We start from the raw sequence: 26956 nt of genomic DNA, 5'->3' as shown, positions 1-26956 counted from the left end.
AAAAATACAATTAGGCTTAACCGTGATAGACACTATAAAAAGATCATTTATTGATGAGCTTTATCACCTTAATTATAAATCAAACAGCTTAGTACATCGTCTTCCTTTTTATTGGTATCGACCTTTAAAAATATTTAGCCGACTGCTTGCGTTACCTGTTATTTTATTCTTTATGGTGTAAAATTAATGAACCGTAATTTATCAAAGGTAGAATGGATTCTGCTGGCAATAGCTGCGATTTTTCTAAGCTTAAGCTTATTCCTCTATTACTCACTCTGTAAAAACCTATTCAATGGTGGCTTCAATGACATCATTGAAATCATTGTCGTTTTAGGGCTATTTTACTGCTCATTTGTTGCCGCAAACTACAGTATTACCATGCTTGCCGAGAAGTACTGCAGCAGGAGAAACCGTTATGAAGAGCTTTAAGTTACTTCTATCAATATCAACTTCACTTGCGTTATGGATATTCGTGCTATTTTACTTTTTCTCTAGCTCAATCAATACTAATACAGGATTAAGTATGGCGCCAACCTTTGAAGGTAAATACTGGACAACGGTAAGTGGCGTTCGACCGGGGCGATATACACCAGAGTATGGCGATGTCATTCGTTTTCGACACCCTCCTAAACATCGAAGTGAAAATATAACCTTCAGAAAGAGAGTGATTGGAATACCTGGAGATACTGTCACATTAGACAATGGTGATCTTTATATCAATGATAATAAATTATCCCATGGTATAACTAAAAAAGAAAATGGGTTTGTTTATATAAAAGAACAAATAGGTAATAGCCAATATAATGTTAGGTATCTCAAAGAAGATTCAAACATACTTGAAAACAATATTACTTGGCATGTACCAGAAGGAAAGCTATTTGTTCTTGGCGACAATCGAGACTACTCATACGACTCAACCTATGAGAGCTTTGGTTATGTCGATATAAATAGCGTTAATGGTGTCTATAACAAAGTTCTACTCAATGTTGCCAATGGAAATCGCAAGTTCAATTGCTCCTTAACCATGGTCGATAGCTACTCACCTTTCCATAGAACATGTTAGAAATTACAGATATTAAGTGCTCGCCAAACGATTAGCGCTGATCAATAAGCAATAAGCAATAAGCTAAAAAAAGAAAAACCGAGCTATTCAATATAGCTCGGCTTTTGTCATACTCGCGATTTATCTTACGAAAAAGGTAACGGAATCAACTCCAGCCCCAACACACCACTGATGCTCATCACCACCAGCAGAGAGACTTTAAAGACCGTCTTTGACCATTGGATGTAGTTGGCGCAATCCACCTTACGGAATGTCACCTTGGTCCACATAAAGCATACTGCCGCCGACACCGCTAGGTATTCGTAACCCGCTTCTCCGAGCAAGAACAGCCCAAGAGCAACCGCGCCAAAAGCAACCACGTACGCTTTCATGTGTTTGTGGGCCTTATCGACACCCTCTTTTACCGGTAGCACAGGGATACCCGCATCTCGGTAATCTTGAATGCGGAACATCGCAATCGCATAAGAGTGTGGCATCTGCCATAAGCAGAACATGATAAACAGCAGCACCGCTTCGATACTCAAGTAGTTTGTCACGCCAAGGTAACCAACTAATGGTGGTACCGCACCAGAGATACTGCCTACGAGCGTGCCATACACCGAATTACGCTTGTACCACATGGTGTAGAAAAAGACGTAAAACACGTAGCCTAGCAACACCACTACCGCAGACATCGGATTAACGTATTGGAACAGTAGCGCCGTACCACCTAGCAACATGACCAACGCATAGATGAATGCGACATCAGTATTGATGTTGCCCTGAACCAACTCTCGGTTCTGAGTGCGTTTCATTTTTTGATCAATATCGCGATCAAAAATGTTATTCACCACACAACCTGATGCAATCACAAGCCCCACACCCGCCAATGTTGTCAGTAACAACATCGCACTGGCTGGTTCTGTCTTTGCGGCAAGGAAGAACCCCGCCGCAACAGAAATCAGGTTGCCGAAAATGATGCCCGGTTTGGTAATAGACAAATAACTTTTCAGCATACCCTAGCCTACAACTTCATGTTGACGTTCATGTTGTAGATGATCCACACCGAGCCAGCGATCAGGATCAATACAACAATGGCTGTAAACATCAGTGATACTAAGTTCCACTGACCATCGGTTGTTTTCACTTCCATATGTAGGAAGTACTTAAAGTGTACGAAGATCTGCACTAGCGCACAGCCAAACAGAACTACGTAAGTCTCAGTACTTGGAAGCGCATGCGCCCACACAACATAGAACGGAATAATGGTCAGAATCAGTGATGCAACAAAGCCAATCACGTAATCTTTTGCGCCACTGTCTAGATGCTGTTCCATTACATCACCCCCATTAAGTACACGATGGTAAATACACAAATCCAAACGATATCTAGAAAGTGCCAGAACAAGCTCAAGCACTGAAAGCGCATCGACATGTTGTCGTTCAAGCCTTTGGTTGAAAGCTGGTGATACGCTACTGCCATCCAAATAAGACCAAACGTTACGTGCAAGCCGTGTGTACCTACCAAGGTAAAGAACGCAGATAGGAACGCACTCTCTTGAGGGCCATAACCTTCAGCAATCAAATGATGGAACTCATACACTTCCATACAGATAAAGGCTAAACCCAGCATAAACGTTACTTTTAGCCACTTTTTCAGACCAGCAACGTCTTGGCGTTTCATTGCGATCATGCCAAAACCGAAGGTGATACTACTGAACAGCAGCATCATAGTTTCCACAAACACGAACGGAAGTTCGAAGATGTCTTTACCCGTTGGTCCTGCAATAGAGCCACTTTCTAACACGGCATAAGTCGCGAAAAGCGTGGCAAACAGCACACAGTCACTCATCAAGTAAACCCAGAAGCCAAACAGCTTGTTGCCCGCTGAGTCATGGTGATGATCATGCGAGTGTGCAAGATCGTAAGTGTGCGACGGAGTATTAGCTTGCATACGTCGTCTCCAAATCATCTTTATTTGTGTTGTTATCACCGTCAGCGCTGTTCTCACCCACCGACTGTTTTTTCGCTTCTGCTAACTGTGCACGTCGAGCCGCTTCAATCGCTTTGATCTCTTCCACTTCTACGTAGTAGTCAACATCGTCGTTGTAGCTGTGTTGAATACACGTCACAACAATACCAACCAGGCTTGCCGCCGCTAGCCACCAGATGTACCAGATCATTGCGAAACCAAATACCAACGACCATGCAGATACATAAATACCTGTCGGTGTGTTCTTCGGCATGTGGATACGTTCGTATTCTTCTTCCTGAGTTGGATCGAACTCACCACTTTGCTTTTGATACCAGAACGCATCTAGCTCATCGCCCTTAGGCAGTTTTGCAAAGTTGTAGAACGGCGGTGGTGAAGACGTTGCCCATTCAAAAGTACGTCCATCCCATGGGTCACCAGTAAGGTCGCGGTTTTGGTCACGGTCACGAACACTCACGAAGAACTGAACAAACTGACACACAACACCCATCGCAATCACACCAGTACCTGCAGCCGCAACCGCCAGTAGAGGTAAGAATTCAGGGTTAATATCTTGGCTCAAACGACGCGTCATGCCCATGAAACCAAGAGCGTAAAGCGGTAAGAACGCCATCAAGAAACCGATGATCCAGCAGTAAAACGCACGTTTACCCCAAACTTCGTTCAGAGTGAAACCTGTCGCTTTCGGGAACCAGTAGCCAATCGCCGCAAAACAACCGAATACTACGCCACCAATGATCACGTTGTGGAAGTGAGCAATCAGGAATACTGAGTTATGCAGAATGAAGTCTGCACCCGGTACTGCCATTAGTACGCCCGTCATACCACCAACGGTGAAAGTGATAAGGAAACCAACAGTCCACAGCATAGGTGTTGTGAAACGGATGCGGCCTTTGTACATGGTGAACAGCCAGTTGAAAATCTTAACCCCGGTCGGGATAGAGATAATCATGGTTGCGATACCAAAGAAGGCATTCACATTCGCGCCAGAACCCATAGTGAAGAAGTGGTGCAGCCAAACGACAAACGCAAGGATAGTGATTGCAACCGTTGCCCAAACCAGTGAGGTGTAACCAAATAGCTTTTTACGTGCGAACGTTGCTGTCACTTCAGAGAACACACCGAAGATAGGCAAGATTAGGATGTACACCTCTGGGTGTCCCCATGCCCAAATCAGGTTCACATACATCATCACGTTGCCACCAAGATCATTGGTGAAGAAGTGCGTGCCGATGTATCTATCCAGCGTCAGTAGCGCGATGGTTACCGTTAGGATCGGGAAAGAGATGATGATCAGAATGTTGGCACACAGAGACGCCCACGTGAACACAGGCATCTTCATCATTGGCATAGACGGAGTACGCATGCGCAGAATGGTCGCGAAGAAGTTCACGCCCGTTAGCGTTGTACCGACACCAGATATTTGCAGCGCCCATATCCAATAGTCCACCCCGACTCCAGGGCTTGCCTCAATACCTGATAGTGGCGGATAAGCCAGCCAACCTGTACGGCCAAATTCACCAAGGCCTAGTGACATATTGGTTAGGATCACGCCCACAACAAACAACCAGAAACTCAGGTTGTTTAGATAAGGGAACGCGACATCACGAGCACCGATTTGCAGCGGTACGATGATGTTCATCAAACCAATAACCAGCGGCATCGCTACAAAGAAAATCATGATCACACCGTGAGCGGTAAAGATCTGATCATAGTGATGCGGTGGTAAGTAACCGCTCTCGCCAGCAGCGGATAGCAACTGCTGACTACGCATCATTACCGCATCGGCAAAACCACGAATCAACATGATCATTGCAACAGCAATGTACATGAAGCCCAGTTTTTTGTGGTCTACTGAAGTAAACCATTCATTCCATAAGTATTGCCATTTCCCTGCTTTCGTTACCGCAGCAACAACAGCCAAACCAACCAGCGCAATCACCGCAAGTGTCACGACGATAATAGGTTCGTGGTAGGGAATGGACTCTAGAGTTAATCTTCCAAACATTACGATTATCCTTGGTTTTCCGGCAAACAGTTCATTGAACCAGGGTGCTGGGTCACAACATCAGTGAACAAAAATGGTGGGACACTAGAAAACAGCGTCACAGGTTCAGCGACACTTGGCGCTGCCAGTGAACGGAACTGCTCCCAATCTTCAATGCGATCAGGGCTTGCCTTCACCGTCTCCACCCAGTTTAAAAATGCCACTTGATCAGGCAGTGCTGATGCGGTGAATTTCATCTGAGAGAAACCTTCGCCACTGTAGTTCGACGCAAAACCTTTGAAGTCACCTTCGTGGTTTGCAATCAAGTTCAACTTGGTCACCATTCCCGGCATCGCGTAGATCTGCGAACCAAGACGCGGGATAAAGAACGCGTTCATGATGTTGTCTGAAGTCAGCCTAAACGTAACAGGTACATCTTTCGGGAACGCCACGTAGTTAACCGTTGCAATGTGTTGTTCCGGGTAGATGAACAGCCATTTCCAGTCCAGCGATACCACTTCAATCACCATTGGCTGTACATCACTCTCTAGAGGCTTAGATGGCTCTAGTTCGTGTGTTGAACGCCAAGTGATGGTCGCAAGAATCGCAATAATGATGATTGGAATCGTCCATACTACGATTTCAATCTTGGTCGAGTGCGCCCAGTCAGGTGCATACTCTTCCGTGGTATTGGTTTCGCGGTATCTATAAGCAAAGTAGACCGTCATTAGGATCACAGGGATAACGACAATCAGCATCAGAAGCAAAGCAGTAATAATCAGCTCTTTTTCCTGAACGCCAACACTACCTTTAGGGTCGAGCAATGCGGAGTTGCATCCTTCGAGCATCAGGGCAGTTGCCACCAAACCAATCCTCGACAGGTTTGCTCTCGATAAAATGCGTTTATATCTTGAAGCTTCCATTAACTTTCTCGATGGTTATCCAGTCTCAAATCGAACGTCCGAGTACTGGTTATCATGGTCATTAGAATATTTATGTGTTGAGCATGTGAAACGCTGCATCTCAAAGGGAAGCCGAATTGAGCCTGATTTTGCTTGGTGAAAACATTACCGCACGGTTAAAACCACACAAAAATTATGACTTAATTGTTACACTTTGAAATACATTGTTACATTTGGCGCATTATGGGGAGTTGGGATTGAAAGCTCACCCAGCAAACTTGGAAACTAACCTTCCAGTTATGAAAGTTAAATGGCTGAAATGAGTCGAGAAACAGATGCGCAAGATAAACGTGCTACATCAGCGAAGCTAATTGTGGAAAGGAATGGTAATGAAACAATTGACGAAGGGAGAGGTAGCCAACGACGACCACAGCGATGAACTACATTAGAAATCGCGAATTAAACAAAGTGTGATCTGGTTCAAATTTATGATTTCACATACAAGTTTAATGGTATTCATAAATAAAATTGTTAGCACGAGGCATTCATTATCAATATGAATAATAAGCTTCATTTCATCACGATGATGGGTATCGAAATAGAAGGCCAATGAAGCCAAAGCCGAGTAAAAGGAGTCGTTTTGCCGTCAAAATACAGAGACAAGCACGCCCTTACTCTCCCACTTCGAGGAAAATAAGGGCGCTGATTTGTCAATTATGCCGCTTGTGGTGCCACGGTTTTGCGCTGTTTTTTAGTCATCAGATGATAAACCACAGGCACGAAATAGAATGAGATAAGTGTGGTTAATACCGTACCGCCAACAATCGCGACCGCGAACGGAGGCCAAAAGCCACCACCAGCGATGATCAATGGCATAAAACCGCCAACGGTTGTAATCGTGGTCGAGCTGATATGACGAGTACACGACATCACCGCCTCTACGACCGCATCAATATTGCCTGATGAGGCTTGTTCATCCAGTTTCAACTCAGTCAAAATAACGATGGCTGCATTAATCGCTAGCCCCGCAATTCCGAGCATCGCTATGATCACCGTAAAGCCAAATGGATAGCCGAAGATCCACACCGATAACAACCCTAGCCCACCAGCCAATGCCGCTACCATAAAGATGATGCTACTTAGCCTAAACGAGTTAAAAGACATCACGACAACCAACACCATCAACACAACCACAACGGCGACATTCGAGATAAGACTATTTACCGAGTGATCGCGCTCTGCGGATTCGCCGCCAAAATCGATGCTGTAACCCGATGGAATTACGTAACTTTCCAATCGTTTTTGGAACTCATTGAGCACGGTTTGCGGCAAGATGCCCGCTTCAATGTAGCCCTCTATGGTGTTGACACGCTGTCCGTTGCGACGAGTAATCGCACCGCGACTGGTGGTCAGTTCGAGCTCAGCCAGAGTCGAAACATTAATCCCCGTTGAGTACACCTCAGAGCTGATTGGCAAACGAATATTACTTAAATGCGCAAGGTTTTCACGGGCTTCATCCGCAACACGAACACGGATTGGTACTGACTCACTGCCCTCAATCACAGAGCCACTTTCGCGACCAGTCAGTGTAGTTTGCAACATGCCAGCAAACTGATTCAGTGAAATACCGTTGAGTTTTGCCGTGTCTTCATCGACCTTCAGCCACACCTTAGGTGTACCCGGCTGCAAGGTTTCTCGCGTGTGAGTCACATGAGGAACACCCGCTAAGATCAAGCGAACATCTTCACCAATCGCTTTCAAGGTATCGAGGTTTTCACCATAAACACGTAGCTCAACTGGCGCAGTAAATGGAGGGCCTTGGTTAAGCTTGCGTACCAAGATTTGTGCTTCCGGTACCTCTTCATCCAACACCTTTTGCAACTCAGGAATCAGCGCGTTGGCTTGAGCAAAGTTTTCCGTTTTCACCATGGCTTGCGAGAAGTACGGCGCGTTATTTTGTCTTGCTTGTAAGTTGTAATAGAAAGACGGGAAGTTTGCGCCCACCAACCAATCAATGCGCTCAACTTCTGGATAGCGATGGATGATGTCGTCTATTTTTTCCGAGGTATTCTTGGTCGCATAAATGCTCGCTTGAGGCGGCATGTACACCTGAATCTCAAACATGTCTCTGTCTGATGGCGGGAAGAACTGCTCAGTCAGCTGAGACATGCTCCAGTAGCCAGTAAACGGCACCAACAATACCAAAGCAATTGTGATGATTGGATGTGTGACACCAAAACGGACTGAAGATGAGAACCAACGTGTTAGAGCAGGAATTCTTAAGCCCGTCATGTACCAGTGATGTTGCCCCTTCTTGTCCACATCACTCAATTGTTTCGGCAGTAACCTTGTCGCTAAGCCAGCAATTAAGGTGTGCGAGATAATGTAAGAACCGATCAATGAGAAAGAAACGGTAATCGCAATACCACCGACAAATTCACCGGATGCACCTGGCATCAAAATGATCGGCGCAAACGCCAATACCGTGGTCAAGGTTGAGCCCAACAAAGGCACCCACAAGTGCTTCAGCGCATTCATGGTTGCTTCTGCTCTGTGCTGCCCTTTCAATCGATAGGCCTGAATGGTATCAACCATCACCACCGCGTTATCGACCATGATCCCGAGCGCAACAATCAAGCCCGTTACCGACATCTGGTTGATTGGCACACCGGTCATTTTCATGATCGATAGCGTAAGCAGCGAAGTGAGTGGCAGCGAAATAGCCACCAATATTGCCGCACGGACACCCAAGGTCACGAACAATACAATCAAGATCAAGCCAAAACCGATCATCAAGCTTTTGCCTAAATCATCTAGGCGAGTTTCGGTATAGCCCTGCTGATTGAACAGCACGGTGACATCGATATTGCTTGGCAGCTCTTGTTGAAACTTCTCAATCAGAGCATTCGCACGTGACGTCCAGTTATCAACCCGCAGGTCAGGGTGCATTCGCGCCGCGACGATCACACCCGGTTCACCATCAATAATGGCAATCTGATCTTGTGGGGTTTTCTCACCACGCCTTACCGAAGCGATGTCTTCCATGCGGATGATGTGACCATTGCTATCCGTCGCGATAGGGACTTGCTTAATACGTTCAATCGAATCAAGTTCCGATTCAATCTCTAAACCAAATCGAGAATAAGCACTGACCAGTTCGCCTGCTGAGTTCTTAGCATCTGCCCCTTCTAGAGACTCTGCGATGTTTGAACTAGAGCGACCAAGCGCAGCGGCATCAGCAGTTCGTAAACTTATCTGGATTTCTTCTTGAGGCATCCCGTATTCATCAACAAACTCAGTGCCTGAAAGGGTTCTCAACCGCTTAGCCAGTTCTTTGGCATAACGCCCCAGAGTTAAGCGATCAGGCTCACCCGCACCAGACCAAGTCAAAGAAGCAATGGTAGTGAAAGCATAGGTATGGTCACTGTCGAGATCGGGAGAATGGGCACCCGCTGGTAAAATGGATTCGATATCAGACAGTTTGTCACGTGCTTGCGACCAAACGGGTTCGGGCTCAGTGATAGTGTCATCAAGCTCAAGCGTTACAATAGACACGCTCGGCCTTGAGGTTGAGCTCACCAGTTTAACTTCACTCAGCTCACGTAGCTTGTTCTCAATCACCTCAGTAACCAAGGTTTCTACACGTTCGGCACTTGCACCGGGAAAGCTGGTTGTGATGTTTGCATAACGGTTGATGATCACCGGATCTTCTGCGCGCGGCAGCGTCATGAAGGCTGAAATGCCACTCACCATCAGCAGCGCGGTCATTAAGATCAGTAATCGGGTATTGGAAATAGTCTCTATGATTTTCATACTATTCCCTATTCCGCAGCAGTGGTTACTGGCTTCACGGTTTGGCCCGGAACCAAGCGATGCAAACCACTCGCGATAACCTGCTCGCCATCTTCAATCGCACCACTCACATACGCTTGTTGATTGTTCGCAAACAACACCTGAACACTTCTACGTTCAACCTTGCTGCCATCACCAATCACAAAGATGTTCCAAACACCGCGCAAACCATCAATCAAACCAGTTAAAGGCACCCAATAACCTTGGTCGTCGATTTGCTCGTCAAACTTAAGGTAGGCCAGTTGACCTTCTAAAACAGTGGCTTGCTCAGGGAAAAGATAGCGTAAACCAACACTGCGGGATTGCGTGTCGACCATGGCACCCGGATTCAACAACGTTACATCATAATCATCTCGCCCAACACGAATGCTTGGCGAAGAGAGTGAGGTTACCTTTGTCATCTGATGGGCAGGAATACCGATAAACGCTTCTTTGCCTTCCGATGCCAGTAATGTAAGAGTTGGATTGCCAACATTGACCACATCACCTAACGAAACAAAACGCGTTGCGATAGTGCCTGAATAAGGAGCAAGAATCGTCGATTTAACCAATTTGAGGTCGTTACCTTTTACCGAGGCGTCAATGCGCAGTAAGTTCGCTTGTAATACACGCTGCTCACTGGTTAACGAATCGATTTCTGCTTCGGCACTAAAGCCTTTTGCTTTCAGTGAACGTTGACGTTTTAAGTTCGCAGCAACAAGGCTCAACTGGGCTTTCACTTCTTCAGCTTGTGCTTTTAGTTGGCTCGATTCGGTCTTCAACAGCTGAGTATCTAACTTGATTAACGGCTGACCTTCTGTGACTGTGTCACCGACATCCACCAGAATTTCGTTAACTTTCCCCGCCAATTCAAAGCCGAGATTCGCCTGTTGACCCGCTTTGACCACACCGACATATTCACGTTGTACTTCGTATGATGAAGAGCGTTCTAGGGCAACAGTTTCTACCGTTAACACTGTCGATTCGGTACTGTTCGATTCAGCAGTGACCGCTGCATCGGAAGGTGTCTCGGCTTGTGTGTTTTCACCACACCCAACAAGAAGAGTCGACAACGCCACGGCTACTGCGCTTCCCTTCATCAATTCATACATACTCACTGTTCCTATGCGGTACTCAATTATGTTCTTTTTTTAGACTAACCAAACCAAACTAGACTGTCTAGTTTGATTATGTTAAAAATAAATTTCATCGTTAGTGATTGATAAAACCATCACAAAAAGCATAATGCTTAGCGCCAAATGAGATACCTATTACTGAATATCAATAGACATTAAGCAAAGAGACAAGCTAGGTAGCGACCCAACACCAAGTAACGAGAAGCAAGCACGTGACGAAAATCATCAAGAGTGAACAGAAGAGATCGCAGATCTTAACCGCAGCAAGTAAACTTTTCTCTGAACATGGCTTCAAGATCAATATGGATCAGATAGCCAAAGCAGCGAACGTTTCCAAGCAAACGGTCTACTCTCACTTTAAAAGCAAAGACGTTCTTTTTGAAACCTGCATGCAAACCAAATGTGCCGAGCGTGAGCTGAGCCATTCAGCCTTTGACATGGGCGCCACTTTGGAAGAAGAATTGGTGAAGTTTGGTGTCAAGTTTCAGGACTTATTGCTAGATGAACAGTCACGACAAACCTTTCAGAACGCGGTCAGTCAATCCAACACGCACCCAGAGATCGCCTCTATCTATTTAGAGACCGGCCCTCAAAAAACCACCAAGTTACTCGCCGATTACCTGCAATCGAAAATAGATTCTGGAGACCTTACTCTGTCGACGTCTAGCTCACCGATCATTGCAGCTCGTCAACTGCTGCTGATGTTTCATGGCAAGTCAGCGTATTGGTCGTTCTTCGGCCATGATAGCGGCGAATCTGATGAGGAAAGGCTCAACTACACGCGCGAATGCGTTGCACTTTTTTTGAATGGAAACCAGCCTCGTTAATCGCTCATAGCTCATAGCTCATAGCTCAGTTTCTCATATCACTTAGTCCGCATTCCGGGCTGATTCAAGAAGCAGTTCATAGAAATGTTTCGCGGCGGGGCCCGTCTTCGCACCTTTCGGCAGAGTCAGATGCAATGGAACCTGATAACCACTGCCCTTTTCTACATTCAACACGGTAAGCTTGTCACTGCCTCGGCTATCAACAATATGTTTTGGTAGCCTGCAATAACCTACGCCCTGCTCTACTGCACCAAAGGCATGATCGAAATTATCGACCGTAATACGCTGGCTCGACTTCAACCAGCCGACATCTTTTTTCTCGCCTAGCTTTTTATTGCCTTGACTACCTTGAGCACCTAAATCTCTCACCACAATTTGTGGCAGCGACGACAGTTGGTTGAGCGATATAGATGACACGTTAGCCAAAGAGTGCGAACTTGCGACAACGGGCTCCATCATAGTGAACCCAAAGGCTTCGGCCGAATAGTTGGTAATTGGAAGGTTAATGATAGCAACATCGGCTCGTTCTTGAGTGACCATTTCAGTAGTCTTCGACAATGACGTTTCAACCACTTGGATTGAGGTGGTGTTGTTCTCGGCCATAAACGCAGCCATCGGCTTATAAAGGCGCTCAAGGCAGCACAAATGGTCAACGGCGACCACAATTTCAGACTCCACACCCTTTCCTAACTGTTCACTGATCAACTCCAATTCCCGAGCTTGTTCCAGCATACTGCTCGCCCTGCGCAATAACGCTTTGCCGTCTTCCGATAACACTGCCCTTCGACCTTCAACCTGAACCAAAGATACACCCAACTGGTCTTCCAATTTTCTCAATGCATAGATCAGCGTGGTATGACTCTTGTTGAGCTGCAATGCCGCCGCCTGAATGCTGCCAGCGCGGTCTATCTCATAGAGTGTTTGCCATTGGTCGAGGGTAGTCTTTAATCTCATCGGTCTAAAATCCTGACAGTTAGTGGCAACATTATGAACTTTTCTGTCTGTTTTTTACAGGTAATATAAATCTCAACAACAAACGAGAATGGCTTGTTTGTCTTAAACCCCTATTTTTAAGCGGATTTTGTTAAACGGAATTTGCTAAACGGAGAAACACCATGAAACTACTACAAGTTGATTTTGAATTTTCAGGCCCTTTCGGTGAAGAGATGTCGAACGCACTCGTAGACCTAGCTAAGTCCATCAACAACGAGCCGGGTATGATCTGGAAAATCTGGACAGAAAACCAAGCCGAAAAGCTAGGCGGTGGTGTCTACCTTTTTGAAGACCAACTCAGCGCAGAAAATTACCTAACAATGCATGCCGCTCGCTTAAAAGAGATGGGCGTTGATGAAGTTCGCGGCGTGATTTTTGACGTCAATCAACCATTAACTACCATTAACAAAGGCCCAATCAACGGCTAATAAAATGAATAGAGAATGAGTGAAAGGCACGAGATAGAGAGATAACAAATGAACAATAAAACGTTTTTAAGCCTACACGGCATCATTTACGCAGGTTTTGCCTTCGCGTTGTTTTTTCTACCAACGGTCATGTGGCCTATGTACGGCGTGGAAATTAATGATAAGTACGCTTATTTTCTCTCTCAACACACCTGTATCTTCCTTGGTGGTATTGCAGCGATAACGTGGTTACTGCGAGATATTGAAGCGGGAGTCAGTGCCAAGAAACTCATCGAAGGCTTGGTTGTCACCAATATGCTGGGTGCAATCATCACACTGTATGCCGCTTTCACGGGCATCTTTGTTGGCTTTGGTTGGAGCGACCCAGCGTTCTTCCTTTCGCTATCAGTACTGAGCGTGTTGCAGGTGCGTAAGCAAGCTTAGTGAGTATGATTCTCAGGTAACATAAACAAAAAAACACTCGGTACATGCCGAGTGTTTTTATATTAATTTTTCCTATCAAGACCAACGCTAGACTCGCTAAATAAGACATAATCTTGATGTCTGATTTTGTTATCTGCTAGCAGACGACGAACGACCAAGCATGCGGCTTAGTGTGCCATCTTTATCGACAAACTGGTGTTTCAATGCGCCTAAGACATGCAGAGCAAGTATCACCATGATCAAGTTAACTGAGTTAACGTGAACGAAAGAAGCTGCAGATTGTAACCATTCCGTTTTCTCACCGGCGGCAATTAGCTCTATCCCGAATAAATCTAATCCTCGGCCCCCCGCCACACTCATCACAGCGCCAGAAATTGGCATCGCCAACGTCACAAGCAGTAATAAATGATGAACGCCTTTCGCCGCTATCTCTTGTGCTCTAGATAGTACCGCCACGCTGCTAATTGCGCCCTCTTTAAGGCGCCATAAAAAGCGCAACAGTGCTGCAGCTAAAACAATCAAACCCAATGATTTGTGCAGCCCCATTAACTCGCCTTTTTCGGGACCTCTAGGCATGCCTTCGAATTGAAGTCCAATAACAAACACAGCGATAAACAAAATGCCTGTAAGCCAATGGAAAATAACCGTCTGTTTAGATAATGATTTATTCATAATGACCACTCTATGTCTCTGACCTAGGTGTTATTTTGACTCATTATCATTACACTTAACATGGTCTTTGCGTAAGGTTACGTAAAGACCAAGAAACCGCTACATACCGTTATTTTGAGTGTTCGACGTAAATCAATTCATCGGTATTAAAACCACGCTCTTTCGACATGGCTTTAAACTTCTCCATCACTTCTGGTGCGACTTCAGGAGTTCTTGCGAGTAGCCATAAGTAATCAGTGTCGGGCCCAGAAACGAACGCGTATTGGTATCCTTCCTCTTCCAATTCAAACACCACGTAGGCGCCATAAAACGGACCGAAGAACGACACCTTTAAGTAACCTTGGTCGCTACCTTCAACAAAATACGCTTTGCCTTCTGCCTCATTCCATTCGCCCTCTTCAGCCGAATAGCCGCGGTTAATCACTTTCACGCCGCCATCATCGCGTAGGCTGTATTCAGCGCTCACATTACTTAAGCCGCGCTCAAACGAGTGGTCTAAACGAGCAACTTCGTACCATTTCCCTAAATATCTATCCAATTCAAACTGCTGAACTGGCTTGACGGTTTCTGGCATGCCAACGCATCCACCCAATAAAATCACGCTCAGCAGCAAAAGTATTTTCTTCATCCTAACCTCGACTTGTTTTAATCGTAATACGAGTAAGTCATTTGAGTCTTAACTTACGTCCTTGTTAATACGTGAACCCCATTAGCATGGTTCATATAACATTAAATTATTCAGACGTTTATGGAAATCGTTTCGTTGGTGAATCAATCAAAGTCGCTTCATTGACTCTCGATATTGAGTCGGCGTCACCTGCTTATAAGATTTGAACTGGCGATTGAAGTTAGCTTGGTTGTCATAACCGACTTTTTCCATAATCAAATTCACAGGCAGAGATGTATTGAGCAGTAAGTCACACGCCACATTTAATCTAATTTTCTTCAACCGCTGACTGAAGCTCTCGTTGTAGTGCTTTTGAAACAGACGCCTGACGCTGCTTTCACTAACATACAAATGACTAGCTAAGTCATTTATTGAAATATCGTGGATAAAATGATTCATCAGAAAGGCTTCGACCTTATCTAGTTTGTCGCTGACTTCGTCTTCTTCAACCGAGTTAAAGGTTGGGTTAATTAACTGCACGACTTCTTGGTCATCAATCAGCAGAGCAAACAGAGAGAATAGAGTCAGTAGCTGTTGATGAGGAGGCTGTTCCATCACCTTATCTAGCAGTTGTGTTGCCCTCTCAGCGGTATTAGGAGAAAATTGCAACCCTTTCTTTGAGTCTTCTAACAGCACACGTAACGGTTCAAGTTCACGACAGCACGCCATCAACGGCTCAATCCAATCTTTACGAAACCAAATCACATGAGTTTCGCAAACACGTGAGTCATCACTGCTCTCTTCCGAATAAATGGCATGAGGCAAATCTGGGCCAACCAAAATCATATGGTTATGGAACACATCGCTTTGGTGGTGGCCGACAAAGCTATGCCCCGAGAAGTGACGATGAATAGCAATCTCATATTCTTCATGTCGATGCCAACCATAACTCTTGCTGCCTTCAACGATTTTCTTGTAGCGCCATGACGCACCAATCCTTTGCGGCACCTTTTCTAAGTAACCTTTCATTACGATACTCTGTGACCCTCTAATACTGAAAGTATACCCGTCAAACCATTTAAGTGAGCACTTTGACTGAAAAGTATTGGATATTGCGCTAACGGTACTCATCCAACTTTCTCCGCTAAATATACTGCAGGTGAACTTAATCAGGAGAGCAACTATGGACACTTTATTATTAAAAATACGCGATATGATTCATGCCACACGTCAGCAGTGGATCGGAGAAATCACCTACAGCCACAATATTAAAGGTGATCACACGTGGAAACTTTATGGCTATCACTCGTACGCCGAGTACAAGAATGATTTGCTTAAAAGTTTGAAACAATAACCATCATGAAAGGCATACCAAAGCCACAATACGCGGGGTAATCCCGGCTTTTGTTCGTCATTCATGTAAAGTTTCACACTGACCACTCGCTTTCTATACTTATTAAACAGTGGAACATGGAAGACACAATAATGAGCAACAAGCTTACTCTGCCACGCACTGCATTAGCCGCTTTAGTCACAATGTTAGGTGCTGTATCACCAGCTCTCGCACAAGCTGAATCAGCAGTGCAAAGCCAAGCGGCTGACCAAATTTTCACTAATGCCGATATATACGGGCATCGAGAGTCCGATTCTATCGTTACCCATGACGGCAAGATCATTTTTATTGGCGACCTCGAACAAACAAAAACGTTTCAAGGGCAGAATACCGACGTTATCGACTTAGGGAATGCTTTTGTTCTGCCGGGTTTCATAGATAACCACAACCATGTTTTTGAAGCCGCCTCTGAGCTGGGTGGCGCTTGCGAGCTAGATTCAGAAGCAACACTCGAAGAACAAATCCCCTACTTAGAAGCCTGCAAAATCAATGCTGATTCAAACGGCAGAGGATGGTTAATGGGGTATGGATTTTCATTAGAATCGACACTCAATAGCGATTCCGAATACACGCCACTTGAGATCATCGATAGTGTCTTCCCCAATCGACCAGTCGTGATCATGGAGCAGACTTCACATTCAATGTGGGTTAACTCCAAAGCACTAAAAATCGCCCGAATTAGTCCGCAATCACCAGCCCCACAAGGCGGAGCCTATTTAAAAGATCCTGCAAGCGGTAAGCTCAATGGCATCTTACTAGACAACGCCGGTGACCAAATCATGGAAATGGCGTGGAACAGTCAAAGCGAACTCTTCGAACAAAGTTACCAAGGCTTAATGTACGGTCTTGAGGAAGCGGCCGCGCACGGTATCACCACCATAGGTGACGGTAGAATGTATTGGAAACGCGGTTGGTACGATGTTTGGCTAGAAGCCGAGCAAAACCAAGACCTCACAGCACGCGTCTCATTGCGCCCCTGGGTTTACCCTTCTATGGCGATGCCTTCTCAATTAGAAGTGTTTGAGAAGATGTACTCAGATAACAAAAGCCGTCTATTGCTAGTCGATCAGGTGAAAATGTACAGCGATGGTATTTTTATCAATGGCACGGCAAAAACGCTCGCTCCTTACTTAGATACTTACTTACCAAATTCTCCTAATGGCTTGAACTACATTCCACCAGCACAGATGAAACAGTGGTTAACGGCCCTAGAAAAAATCGGCTTTAGTGCCCACATACATGCTATTGGTGACGGCGCAGTTCGAGAATCTTTAGATGCCATCGAGAGCGTACGTAAGCAAGGTTCGCAAAAGCCATACACACTAACCCACGTTGAATTGATCAATGATGTGGATGTTCCACGATTTAAACAACTCGGCGTAACCGCGGATTTCCAAGTTGGATCAGACTACGTCGCGCAACATGATCACGAATGGGCTAATGCCTTCTTAGGTGCAAGACGCGCGAAAGCCATGATGAACCTCGACGCAATCCTCAAAACCGACGCCAATATCACGTTAAGCAGTGACTGGAACGTTCACGACATCAACCCACTGGTTGGCATCGCGAATAGCTTAATCATGGGAAAGACCGGTCTAACCGATATCTATACCGCCATCGACGCTTACACCCTCAACGCAGCTAAAAGCCTAGGAATTGATGATATTACGGGGACGATTGAAGTTGGGAAGTCTGCAGACTTCGCCATTCTTGACAAAGATATCACCACCTTATCAGCAAGAGGCATCGCCAAGACTCAAGTGCTGATGACGGTACTGCGTGGCGATGTGGTTTACGATGCATCCCACTAAAAAAGCAATGTAAAAGGCTAAAAATTTAATGGGAATTATCCAAAAGGGTTGGTATTTATTACCAACCCTTTTTTATTTAATACTAATTTAGAGTAATCAAATAAATATGGAGTAAGATTGTTAATATAAAAACCCACTCAAATCTTTACATGATTAAATAGCATTAAATTTAACAAGTCGTTCACTATAACCAAAGTTGGCCGGTGTGTGATTAACTTCCACTGTAATACTACCAGACAGTTTTCCATCTGTTTTATACACTGGACATGATGCAATATCGGATAAGTATGACTCTTCTGTTGGAGCGCTGAAGTAATAAATCTTTTGTAGATTACATTCACCAACCTTCATTCCCAACGCTTCAACTTCAGAACGCTGACGGTAGTAATGTGGACCGATATCAAGAAGATACTCAGGACTATGTGTATAAATCTCGCTAGTGTAGCGCTCGGTAAACTCACTCTCCGCAATAAAGTGTTCATTTGCCATGCTGTAAAGCACATTCAGATGCCAGTAGATCAACTCAGACTTCTCACTGGTTGATGCGCCAGGCTTAGAGTAGACACACTGGATCTGACTATGAGGAACTTCTAGGCTCTGAGTCGCTTGGATGTTATTACGAAGAGCCTTGATTCCACAGCGATGCATCGTGAAACCCTCATTCTTCATCGACTCGGTAACTTGGTTAATCGACTGATATTGAACGTAAACCCCTTCCGGTGACTCGCCAGTGATAACGTTAGTATTATCAGCATAAGCAAACGAACTAAAAGAAGAGATTACAGACACTAAAGCTATTGTTTTTTTCATTGTTATTTGTCCTTTGTGATTGGCGGCAGGAAAATAACTCAGAAACCCAATATGCAACACAATACATATCAATATTTGTGATCTTGGTGGAAGCAATGATTGGTTTTGTGAATATTTCAATTTTTGGTTTTTATATGGAAGAACAAGAATCCCATAAATTAGCCATACTAATATAAAGGCCTTATAGTTAACAAAGACTAAACTATTGAGTATTCTTTTTAAATGGACATGTAGAACCAATTAACGAGAAGGGTACCCACTTACAAAGAGATATGTATGTATGGATTAATTAATAGATCAATTTTACAATCCTGGATTACTCTAATGAGGAATATCGTGTACGTGGGTGGTATTTACCTATAAGTGTTCAGTAAATAGAATTGATAATATACCTCCTTTATACTAATTTAATATATCACCGATAACACAGTGTTATCGGTATCTAAAAGACAAAATGAGCTGGGAAAATACAATGAAAAAAATCGTATTAGTAAGTGCCTTGATATTGTCATCAACAAGTGCGTTCGCAGATCAAAAGACTCAGAACGATAAAGGTGGCTTTACCGGTCCAAGTGCAGTGAAAGTAAAGACTGTTGAAATGGCTTTAGAAGCAAAAGACGATACACCAGTAATATTAACGGGTCATATTGTCTCTTCATTAGGTGATGAAGAGTACCAATTTAAAGACTCAACCGGTGAGATTGTTGTTGAGATTGATCACCGTGATTGGAATGGTATTGAAGCAACACCTGAAACAAAACTTGTAATTCAAGGTGAAGTGGATAAAGAGTGGAAACACACTGCTATTGATGTAAACACGATTCAACTAGCAAAGTAATCTTTCGATCCTGCTAAAAAGAAAAAGGTCAGAAATAATTGTCTGACCTTTTTTGTATCAACTAGGAGTCAAAGCCTACATGACTCGCCTTTTGATTATCAACCCGCTTAGCTCAATTTTCCGATAGAGATTTCGATAAAGAAAGCGACACACCAGAGAAACTTCGGAACGCATTGATCATAATGTAGAGATCTTCATCAGCCCTAGGCACCTCGCAAGTTTCAAAGTTGCCAGAGCGATAAGGTCGGCAATCGTAAGTACTTTTCGTTGGTTGCGCGCCAGAACGAATGTAGAGATCGGCGTCCCCCACTCCTTGCTTGATAGTTGCAGTTACATCACTGGTACGGTTTGCTGCTTTGAGCACAAACACTTTTTGTTGGCCGGACGTCGCGGCGAGATCGGTTATTAGGCTTCCTAAAGTCACCTCGGGAATATCATTGTTCGGCTCGCCGACTGAGCCATCAGGTAACGTATCACCAAAGTATGAAGACACAAGTGGCCAAATCTTACTGATTTTCACACCTTGGTTTTCACAACCTCCAAAATGATGCAGCGCAATCGCTTTGTTGTTGTCAGTACGCAAAACAGGTGAACCAGATGAGCCGCCAATGGTGTCACAGAAATAGCCAGTGTCGGTATTGGCACCTCGGCCACCTGTTGAAGCTACATCAATCTGACACATGCCGGAGCCATTTTGGTCACTTTCAATTGCCAGTTCTTTCGGCTTACCAGCTCCGTGTTGAGGAATGTAAATACCATCGCCAAAGATTGGTTCTTGAGCATCTAAGCCTAGGTAACCAAACGACTCAATTTTTGAAAAATCATCAACGGTGAAAAGTGTGTAATCCAAATCATAATCAGTGCTGAGTATCTTACTCCCCATGACTTTTACCGTGGTGGCCATTGAGCCGTCACAAGTACGGCGCTGATAGTTAAACCATACCTCTGTATTTCTCAGTTCTGATTCTGATGCGACACAGTGGTTGTTGGTGAACATATGGTTATCTGGCCCCACCCGCCAAGCGGTACATAGACTACGCCCATTAATGAGTAGCCTTGCTACGGGGGTTGTCCAAGCCACCTTATCTGGATGAGACTCTTCCCAACAGGCTACGTCTCTGCGCTCATTAACACCACATGTCGATAACGTTGCCAATGCCTCTTCGTCAGCACTCTTGCCCGCCATGTAGTAATCTATCTCGAACTCAGCGTATTGGCCCTTTGAGTTTGGAATAACCTCAAGCAGCATGCGCTCGCTTGAGATAGACTGAGCAAACCAATCTGCCTGGCTGTCACGATACTCAACTACCTCATCATTGGTGCTCGAACTCAAGCGCAATAGACTGCCTTTCGGCACAACAAGCGACTTGAAGTGAAGCTTAATGAACGATGCCCCCACATGCTCAATTTGCTGTTTGCGCACGTTGCCCGATGTCTCAATCAACGCTTGGTGCGACAATGGGTACTCAACTTCATTGGCAATAACGGGTAAGTGTGGCTGAACAGTAAGATTGAGCTGAACTAGGGATTGTGGCTGCGCATTTACGAACGAAGAAAATAGACATGTTGTCGCTAACCCAAGGTTAGATAAGATTACTTTCATTGGATTTCCTATATCGATTTGTAGTGTTCCCTCCACAAACATATGCGCTAATAAACAATATGACACAAAATGCATATTATGTTTTCAGTAAAGAAATATTCACACCAACGACAATTGCTTACATTCAATAACATAGCTCTCAACTGGACTTATTCGTACCTCTCTCGCTGTACAAATTGGTGTGCGACTTGAACACAAAAAGAATCATGGGTAAGCAGCGTATTTTGCTATTCTGAAGATAATTTCGGCAGAGCTATACTCTTCATATAGTCAATATAGAAAGCCTTGAACTGCCACACTTAAAACTGCGTGGATTAAATAAGTAAGAAGTCGTTAAATGGAATGCAGGTAAACAGAAACTAAAAAGGGCTAGCAAAACTGCTAACCCTTCTAAGTTGAGAGTTCGTTTCAAACTCCCGATTTCTATTCAGCTTTCGCTTACGCTGTCTTTTCATCCAAGTTTGCGTCTTGCTTGTCATCAAGAGCAAAGTAGATCTTCGATACAATCACTTCAGCAACCAGAATCGTAAATACCACAGCGAAGAAAGCGACCACACCGCCCCAAGGGCCTGTAAAACTCACCTTATCTCCGAACAGAAGGTTAATCGCTTCTAGCATCACGAATTTTGAGCCCACCAAGATAATGTAAGTGGTGATTGCTCGGTAAACCTTAGGTGCAGTACCCGGCTTGCTTTTAAAGTGCTCGGCAATCTTATGTTCTAAGCCAATAGAAAGCTTCAATAGTAGCTGAAGCAACAATGCCGCTATCAAAGAGATAGTGAAAGACTCGATATTCACAAAGTCCCAGTACTCATCAAAGAAGTTAAGAACCACAAGGTCCACCAGCACAGCTAACGTGTAACCTACGAATAGACGTTGTGGTGTATTGAATCCGTAAACTTTGTCTGAATTAGTCATGTTGTCTCTCTTTAATTTGATAAGTAGCCTCGATTTGAAATACATCTTAGCGTTCGAATCAGAACAAAACTTACCATTTGGTGACATCATCCCCTTTCCATTCAAAATATTAATCTTTATTGGTTGATCATGTTCTGTACCAATAATTCTCTTTCCTCTATACAGCAAAACTCAAAAATATAGAAAAGTGCGAAAAGATAAGTCTCGTCACTGCTTGTCACCAAATGGCAATTTTAAAAATACTGCACCGCCTATGATGGCTCCATCAGCGACACACACTCATTTCCAAAAGGTGCAGACTATGAAAAAGCTAATCACTAACGCGAACGTATTTAACGGTGTTGATAACAACCTAATCGAGAACGTATCTATTCTTATTGAAGACAACTTGATCACTCAAATTGGTGAGGTTGACGCTACGTTAGCCGATGAAATTATTGATGCTCAAGGTGGCACAGTAATGCCTGGCTTGATTGATGCCCACGTTCATATCACGCTATCTGCGCCTTTCAATGTGATTGATACTATGACACGTGAAGAAGTAGCGATTCGCTCAGCAAAGATTTCAGAAGAGATGCTGATGCGCGGCTTTACCACCATTCGTGACGTAGCAGGTAACACGCTTGGTCTTAAGAAAAGTATCGATAACGGCTACGCAACTGGCCCACGAATTCTCCCTTCAATGGCGGCAATTTCACAAACCAGCGGTCACTCAGATTACCGCCAAAACCAAGCTCAAGAACGTTTGGCTAATGGGCACGAAGACTCGCCAATGATGAAGCTTGGCGCAATGAAAGTGGCAGATGGCCGTTCAGAAGTATTGAAAGCGGTACGTGAACAACTGTTTATGGGCGCGTCACAAATCAAGATCATGGCTGGTGGCGGTGCATCATCAACTTTTGACCCGCTAGACACATTGCAATTTACGTCTGACGAGATGAAAGCTGCGGTACAAGCCGCTTCAGATTACGGTACTTATGTTGCTGCGCATATTCACACTTCCGATGCAATGCGCCGAGCGGCAGAAGCGGGCGTGATGTCTTTCGAACATGCGACCATCATGGACGACGGTATTGCAGAGATCATTAAAGAGAAAGGCATTTGGGTGATTCCTTCTTACTTTACCTCTTCATTGATTGCAGAGCGTAAGATCCCGTTACCAAACGAAGAGACATACCGCAAGACAGAACGCGTAGGCAAAGCCATGTTCAAATCAGCAGAACTGATTAAGAAATACGATATTCAGAACATAGCTTTTGGTACTGACTGTGTGGGTGAAACCAACGTTCATGCGACACAATTGAATGAACTGGGTGCGATCGAGCAAGTATTCGATACCATCACTGCACTTCGCATGGCGACATCAAACTGTGGACGTTTATTCGAGATGTCGACTTACCAACACCCTTACCAGCAAGGCAAGCTAGGCCAAATCGTTGAAGGCGCGTATGCCGACCTATTGATCATCGACGGTAACCCACTAGAAGGCGTGGCATGTGTTGCTAACACCGATACACAGAAACTGATCATGAAAGACGGCAAAGTGTATAAAAACACGCTGTAGCGTTCAATACTCACTCACTGAGTACCTAAAACTCAAAGGCAGGCAAGCGAACTTTTTCGTCGCTTGCCTGCCTTTTTGTTAAGCGTTGTTTTATTGCTACTATTAAGCACAGACTATTGATTCAATGATGGAACGAGTTTATTTAAGGATGAAATTAGAATGAAGCTATTACTTACTGCACGCCTAATCAGCACAGTGCTATTACTCAGTTCACTGCTGTCAGGGTGCGGTAACTTTAGAAACCTATCTAATGAGATAGAAGCTATCGACTCCATTACCAATCAATACATGATTACCTTGAATCAACCAGCCTCCGGTTCTGCCGTGGTGATTGAACAAATCAAAGACATCAACAAAAGCGAGGTTGATGGCTACGATGGCATCATCGACAGTGACAGTATTCACTTACATGTATCAAATAACATCCACTATCTACTTATCTTTGAAGATAAGAATCAAGATCTTACCCTACAAGCCGATGAAGCTTTCAGTGTAATCAACCTACGTGATCACGAAGACAGGTCGACAATAGAAGTATCATTAACCGTTAATGAGAGCGAAGCCCCAAGAGCGTTTGTTGATCGTTCGCTATCCTCACTATTGAAAATTGAATTAGACCTCGTCGACATAGGCACCGTGGTAGATTTATCGAATCCCCCTTTTGAGAAAGGGAATGCAAAACTCGGTATGTGGCAGCCACTCACATTCTTACTTGAGGACAACGCCGGGCTCTATTTTCTATCTGAATATGACCCAAATAAAATCCCAATCTTATTTGTGCACGGGATCAATGCAACCGCTTTAGATTTCGCCCCTCTCATTCAAAAAATCGACCAATCTAAATACCAGATATGGGTGTTTAACTACCCTTCTGGCTTATCTTTATCTTTAAATTCGAAAGGCTTGAACAATCTATTACATACAGTTGTAAGTGAATATAAGAACCAGCAACTACATGTTGTTGCCCACAGCATGGGCGGGCTTATCGTCACCAACAGCATTCGTCAGTGCCGAATTGGACAGTTATGCGACTTTGTAAGCAGCGTAACCACCATCTCTTCGCCGTTTGGTGGTGTCGAGTCTGCTAAACAAGGGGTCGAGTACTCTCCCGTAGTAATGCCTGCATGGGTTGATTTAAATCCAGACGGGAAATTTATCGCTGACTTATTCATTGACAGCAGTAAGATTCACATTCCCCACTTTTTAGCCTTTGGTTATAACTCGGGCGACCTATTTAATACCAACAGCAACGATGGTGTGATCAATTTATCAAGCCAGTTATCACGACCTGCCCAATTGAAGGCGGACCAAATTCGTGGTTACAACGAAAACCATCTGAGTATTTTAGATAATGATCATCTGTTTGAAGATCTGTCCGAGTTTTGGCTAACAGCAGAGCAATAACCCCTCCCTATACATCACCCGACAAACCCGTTGGCGTAAATGGTATGAAGATTGGCGGTATTTGCACTGCGAGCCAACACGCCAATCTTTATTCTAATCCCATAAACCAGCACATGGAGTGACGCTAAGCCTAGCGAGCTAGGTTTCTCAACAAGGATAGTGACTTTCTAACTTGGGATAGAAACGATGACTATCAATGAATTAAAACGCAGAGATTTTTTCAAAGTTATGGGGAAAGGTGCAGTTTCTGCTGCGGCTATTTCTCTGCCTACCTTAGCCAGTGCAACGCCAACTTCGCCAACCAATTTGCCTTCAGATCACCAAAGCGTTGACTCGCCACTCGATGCAACCGAGATGGCGAACCTGATAAGAGACAAAAAAGCCTCGCCAAAAGAATTCGTACAAGAAGCCATCTATAAAATACGCCAGACCAATGATCAGGTTAATGCCGTTGTTTCTGAGTGCTTTGACTTAGCGCTAGAGCGTGCAAACTCATTTAACCCGAACTCACCCTTTGCCGGCGTCCCTTTCTTGGTAAAAGACTGCGTTGATGTTGCTGGGCTTGAATGCACCCAGGGTTCGAAGCTAAACCAAGGCAGAAAACCCAACACGACCTCTTGGTTTATTCGTGCGACTCAAAATGCAGGGCTGAACACCATTGGCATGACGAATATCCCTGAAATGATGACACTAGGCTGCACACAGAATTCCCTTTACGGCGCTACACGTAACCCATGGGATCTAAGCCGAGGTGTTCACTCATCGACTGGCGGTGGCGCAGCAGCGATTGCAGCTGGTTATGTACCCTTAGTGCATTCTACAGATGGCGGCGGTTCTTCTCGCATGCCTGCTTCAGCAACTGGTATTTTTGGCTTTAAACCCAGTCGAGAATCTTTGATCTCAGGGCTAACTGATGGCTCAACAAACGAAGGTTTTACCCATCAATCGTTTATGTCGAGAACCGTTCGTGACGCTGCTTTGGCAGTTTCAGTCACAGAGCATCATACAAAAAATAACTTTGAGACGCCTTTTCCTCGAACTCCAATAGGAATGGTTAATGCTTCTCTTAACCGTCAGATAAAGATTGGCGTCACCCTTAAAGATATCCACGGCAGGCTTCCTGATGAAGATACGCTCGCAGCCATTCGTTCTACGGTCTCTTTGCTCGAAAGCCTTGGGCATATCGTTATCGAAGTTGAGCAGCCAATCCAAGATGGCGATGTGTTCATGCGTAACTATATGGGCGTATTTGGCAACAAGATGGCAAGCTTTGCTGAGCAATTCGACCGCTTAGGTATGCCGCTAGAATCGATGCCAAACAAAGTGAGCGACAACGTCGTCTATTTAGCTCGTACGATGCAAGCGCGCTTAAAAGCCACTCCTAGCTTGTATATCGACTCTCAACAGCGATGCCGAAACTTCGCGACCAATCACAACCGAGAGTTCTTTAAAAACATCGACATATGGCTCACCCCTTGTGCAAACCATGTTCCTTTGGACATCGAATATTTCGACCAGAAAGCGCACTCTGGCAAAGAGATATGGGCACGTTCAGAGAAACTAATGTCCTACACGCCAATCGAAAACGTGGCAGGCAATCCGGCAATGTCGGTTCCCTTGTATTGGAACAAACAGAACCTTCCAGTTGGTAGCCACTTTTCCGCAGCAAGAGGCAACGACCGCCTGTTATTTGAATTGGCCTATCAACTAGAACATGCGAAGCCTTGGGCAAACAGAAAAGCCCCGATTGCGCTTTAAAAAGCAATTCACTTTCA

At 44.6% G+C, this 26956-nt stretch carries 24 protein-coding genes; 10 read left to right on the top strand and 14 right to left on the bottom strand.

Annotated features, from left to right (window positions below):
* Window positions 1-186: 186 nt before the first annotated feature.
* Together F0232_RS05970 and lepB are read left to right on the top strand one after the other, a co-directional pair.
* Window positions 187-429 (top strand): hypothetical protein, encoded by a 243-nt coding sequence (locus tag F0232_RS05970; protein ID WP_102278326.1) that lies wholly within the window; start codon window positions 187-189, stop codon window positions 427-429.
* On the top strand, window positions 416-1063 hold the full coding sequence (gene lepB / locus F0232_RS05965) for a signal peptidase I (RefSeq protein ID WP_105059244.1): 648 nt from the start codon (window positions 416-418) through the stop codon (window positions 1061-1063). The genes F0232_RS05970 and lepB overlap by 14 nt, the downstream gene beginning before the upstream one ends.
* A 125-nt stretch (window positions 1064-1188) precedes the next feature.
* Here lepB and cyoE read toward each other — a convergent pair whose 3' ends face one another.
* From cyoE to F0232_RS05930, 7 genes are all read right to left on the bottom strand, one after another.
* Window positions 1189-2058, bottom strand: a complete 870-nt coding sequence (gene cyoE / locus F0232_RS05960; protein ID WP_105059243.1) for a heme o synthase — start codon at window positions 2056-2058, stop codon at window positions 1189-1191.
* 8 nt (window positions 2059-2066) lie between these two features.
* Window positions 2067-2378: a cytochrome o ubiquinol oxidase subunit IV gene (gene cyoD, locus F0232_RS05955; protein WP_004740018.1), complete on the bottom strand. Its 312-nt coding sequence runs from the start codon at window positions 2376-2378 to the stop codon at window positions 2067-2069.
* Complete coding sequence (gene cyoC / locus F0232_RS05950) at window positions 2378-2995, bottom strand: cytochrome o ubiquinol oxidase subunit III (protein WP_105059242.1); 618 nt, start codon at window positions 2993-2995, stop codon at window positions 2378-2380. Before cyoC ends, cyoD begins: the two co-directional genes overlap by 1 nt.
* Complete coding sequence (cyoB, locus tag F0232_RS05945) at window positions 2985-5042, bottom strand: cytochrome o ubiquinol oxidase subunit I (protein ID WP_061031818.1); 2058 nt, start codon at window positions 5040-5042, stop codon at window positions 2985-2987. The genes cyoC and cyoB overlap by 11 nt, the downstream gene beginning before the upstream one ends.
* 5 nt (window positions 5043-5047) lie before the next feature.
* Window positions 5048-5944: a ubiquinol oxidase subunit II gene (cyoA, locus tag F0232_RS05940; RefSeq protein WP_008221709.1), complete on the bottom strand. Its 897-nt coding sequence runs from the start codon at window positions 5942-5944 to the stop codon at window positions 5048-5050.
* Between the two features lie 693 nt (window positions 5945-6637).
* Window positions 6638-9736 carry an efflux RND transporter permease subunit gene (locus F0232_RS05935; RefSeq protein WP_105059241.1) on the bottom strand — a complete coding sequence of 1033 codons (3099 nt, stop codon included), beginning with the start codon at window positions 9734-9736 and terminating at the stop codon, window positions 6638-6640.
* Between the two features lie 8 nt (window positions 9737-9744).
* On the bottom strand, window positions 9745-10866 hold the full coding sequence (locus tag F0232_RS05930; RefSeq protein ID WP_105059240.1) for an efflux RND transporter periplasmic adaptor subunit: 1122 nt from the start codon (window positions 10864-10866) through the stop codon (window positions 9745-9747).
* A 236-nt stretch (window positions 10867-11102) separates the two neighbouring features.
* Between F0232_RS05930 and F0232_RS05925 the strand changes: the two genes are divergently transcribed.
* Entirely contained in the window at window positions 11103-11717 is a 615-nt protein-coding gene (locus F0232_RS05925; RefSeq protein WP_061031821.1) for a TetR/AcrR family transcriptional regulator, read from the top strand.
* Window positions 11718-11759: 42 nt separating this feature from the next.
* On the opposite strand, the gene F0232_RS05920 is transcribed toward F0232_RS05925, so the two are convergent.
* On the bottom strand, window positions 11760-12671 hold the full coding sequence (locus tag F0232_RS05920; RefSeq protein WP_105059239.1) for a LysR family transcriptional regulator: 912 nt from the start codon (window positions 12669-12671) through the stop codon (window positions 11760-11762).
* A 161-nt stretch (window positions 12672-12832) separates the two neighbouring features.
* Between F0232_RS05920 and F0232_RS05915 the strand changes: the two genes are divergently transcribed.
* Together F0232_RS05915 and F0232_RS05910 are read left to right on the top strand one after the other, a co-directional pair.
* On the top strand, window positions 12833-13138 hold the full coding sequence (locus F0232_RS05915) for a monooxygenase (RefSeq protein ID WP_105059238.1): 306 nt from the start codon (window positions 12833-12835) through the stop codon (window positions 13136-13138).
* A gap of 48 nt (window positions 13139-13186) precedes the next feature.
* Entirely contained in the window at window positions 13187-13561 is a 375-nt protein-coding gene (locus tag F0232_RS05910; RefSeq protein ID WP_105059237.1) for a hypothetical protein, read from the top strand.
* A gap of 129 nt (window positions 13562-13690) precedes the next feature.
* On the opposite strand, the gene F0232_RS05905 is transcribed toward F0232_RS05910, so the two are convergent.
* The 3 genes from F0232_RS05905 to F0232_RS05895 form a co-directional block, all read right to left on the bottom strand.
* Window positions 13691-14233: a cytochrome b gene (locus F0232_RS05905; protein WP_105059236.1), complete on the bottom strand. Its 543-nt coding sequence runs from the start codon at window positions 14231-14233 to the stop codon at window positions 13691-13693.
* Between the two features lie 109 nt (window positions 14234-14342).
* On the bottom strand, window positions 14343-14861 hold the full coding sequence (locus tag F0232_RS05900) for a lipocalin family protein (protein WP_032498609.1): 519 nt from the start codon (window positions 14859-14861) through the stop codon (window positions 14343-14345).
* A 147-nt stretch (window positions 14862-15008) separates the two neighbouring features.
* On the bottom strand, window positions 15009-15971 hold the full coding sequence (locus F0232_RS05895; protein WP_061031826.1) for an AraC family transcriptional regulator: 963 nt from the start codon (window positions 15969-15971) through the stop codon (window positions 15009-15011).
* 354 nt (window positions 15972-16325) lie between these two features.
* Here F0232_RS05895 and F0232_RS05890 point away from each other — a divergent pair, with 354 nt between their 5' ends.
* Window positions 16326-18044, top strand: coding sequence for an amidohydrolase (locus tag F0232_RS05890; RefSeq protein ID WP_105059235.1), 1719 nt, complete (start codon window positions 16326-16328; stop codon window positions 18042-18044).
* A gap of 153 nt (window positions 18045-18197) precedes the next feature.
* Here F0232_RS05890 and F0232_RS05885 read toward each other — a convergent pair whose 3' ends face one another.
* A complete protein-coding gene (locus tag F0232_RS05885; protein ID WP_061031828.1) occupies window positions 18198-18854 on the bottom strand; it encodes a hypothetical protein in 657 nt (218 codons plus the stop codon).
* A 472-nt stretch (window positions 18855-19326) separates the two neighbouring features.
* Between F0232_RS05885 and F0232_RS05880 the strand changes: the two genes are divergently transcribed.
* Window positions 19327-19692, top strand: coding sequence for a YgiW/YdeI family stress tolerance OB fold protein (locus F0232_RS05880; RefSeq protein ID WP_061031829.1), 366 nt, complete (start codon window positions 19327-19329; stop codon window positions 19690-19692).
* Between the two features lie 112 nt (window positions 19693-19804).
* On the opposite strand, the gene F0232_RS05875 is transcribed toward F0232_RS05880, so the two are convergent.
* Window positions 19805-21295 (bottom strand): serine protease, encoded by a 1491-nt coding sequence (locus tag F0232_RS05875; protein ID WP_105059234.1) that lies wholly within the window; start codon window positions 21293-21295, stop codon window positions 19805-19807.
* A gap of 438 nt (window positions 21296-21733) precedes the next feature.
* Entirely contained in the window at window positions 21734-22213 is a 480-nt protein-coding gene (locus tag F0232_RS05870; RefSeq protein WP_061031915.1) for a hypothetical protein, read from the bottom strand.
* Between the two features lie 301 nt (window positions 22214-22514).
* Here F0232_RS05870 and F0232_RS05865 point away from each other — a divergent pair, with 301 nt between their 5' ends.
* The 3 genes from F0232_RS05865 (at window position 22515) to F0232_RS05855 (ending at window position 26939) form a co-directional block, all read left to right on the top strand.
* Complete coding sequence (locus F0232_RS05865; protein WP_105059233.1) at window positions 22515-23777, top strand: amidohydrolase family protein; 1263 nt, start codon at window positions 22515-22517, stop codon at window positions 23775-23777.
* A 159-nt stretch (window positions 23778-23936) separates the two neighbouring features.
* Entirely contained in the window at window positions 23937-25181 is a 1245-nt protein-coding gene (locus F0232_RS05860; protein ID WP_105059232.1) for an alpha/beta fold hydrolase, read from the top strand.
* A 186-nt stretch (window positions 25182-25367) separates the two neighbouring features.
* A complete protein-coding gene (locus F0232_RS05855; RefSeq protein WP_105059231.1) occupies window positions 25368-26939 on the top strand; it encodes an amidase in 1572 nt (523 codons plus the stop codon).
* Window positions 26940-26956 lie beyond the last annotated feature (17 nt).

Source organism: Vibrio sp. T3Y01 (genome assembly GCF_013114525.1).
GTDB classification, from domain to species: Bacteria; Pseudomonadota; Gammaproteobacteria; order Enterobacterales; family Vibrionaceae; genus Vibrio; species Vibrio chagasii_B.
Note: the sequence above shows the minus strand (reverse complement) of the source record. Positions and strands in the feature narration are given on the sequence as shown.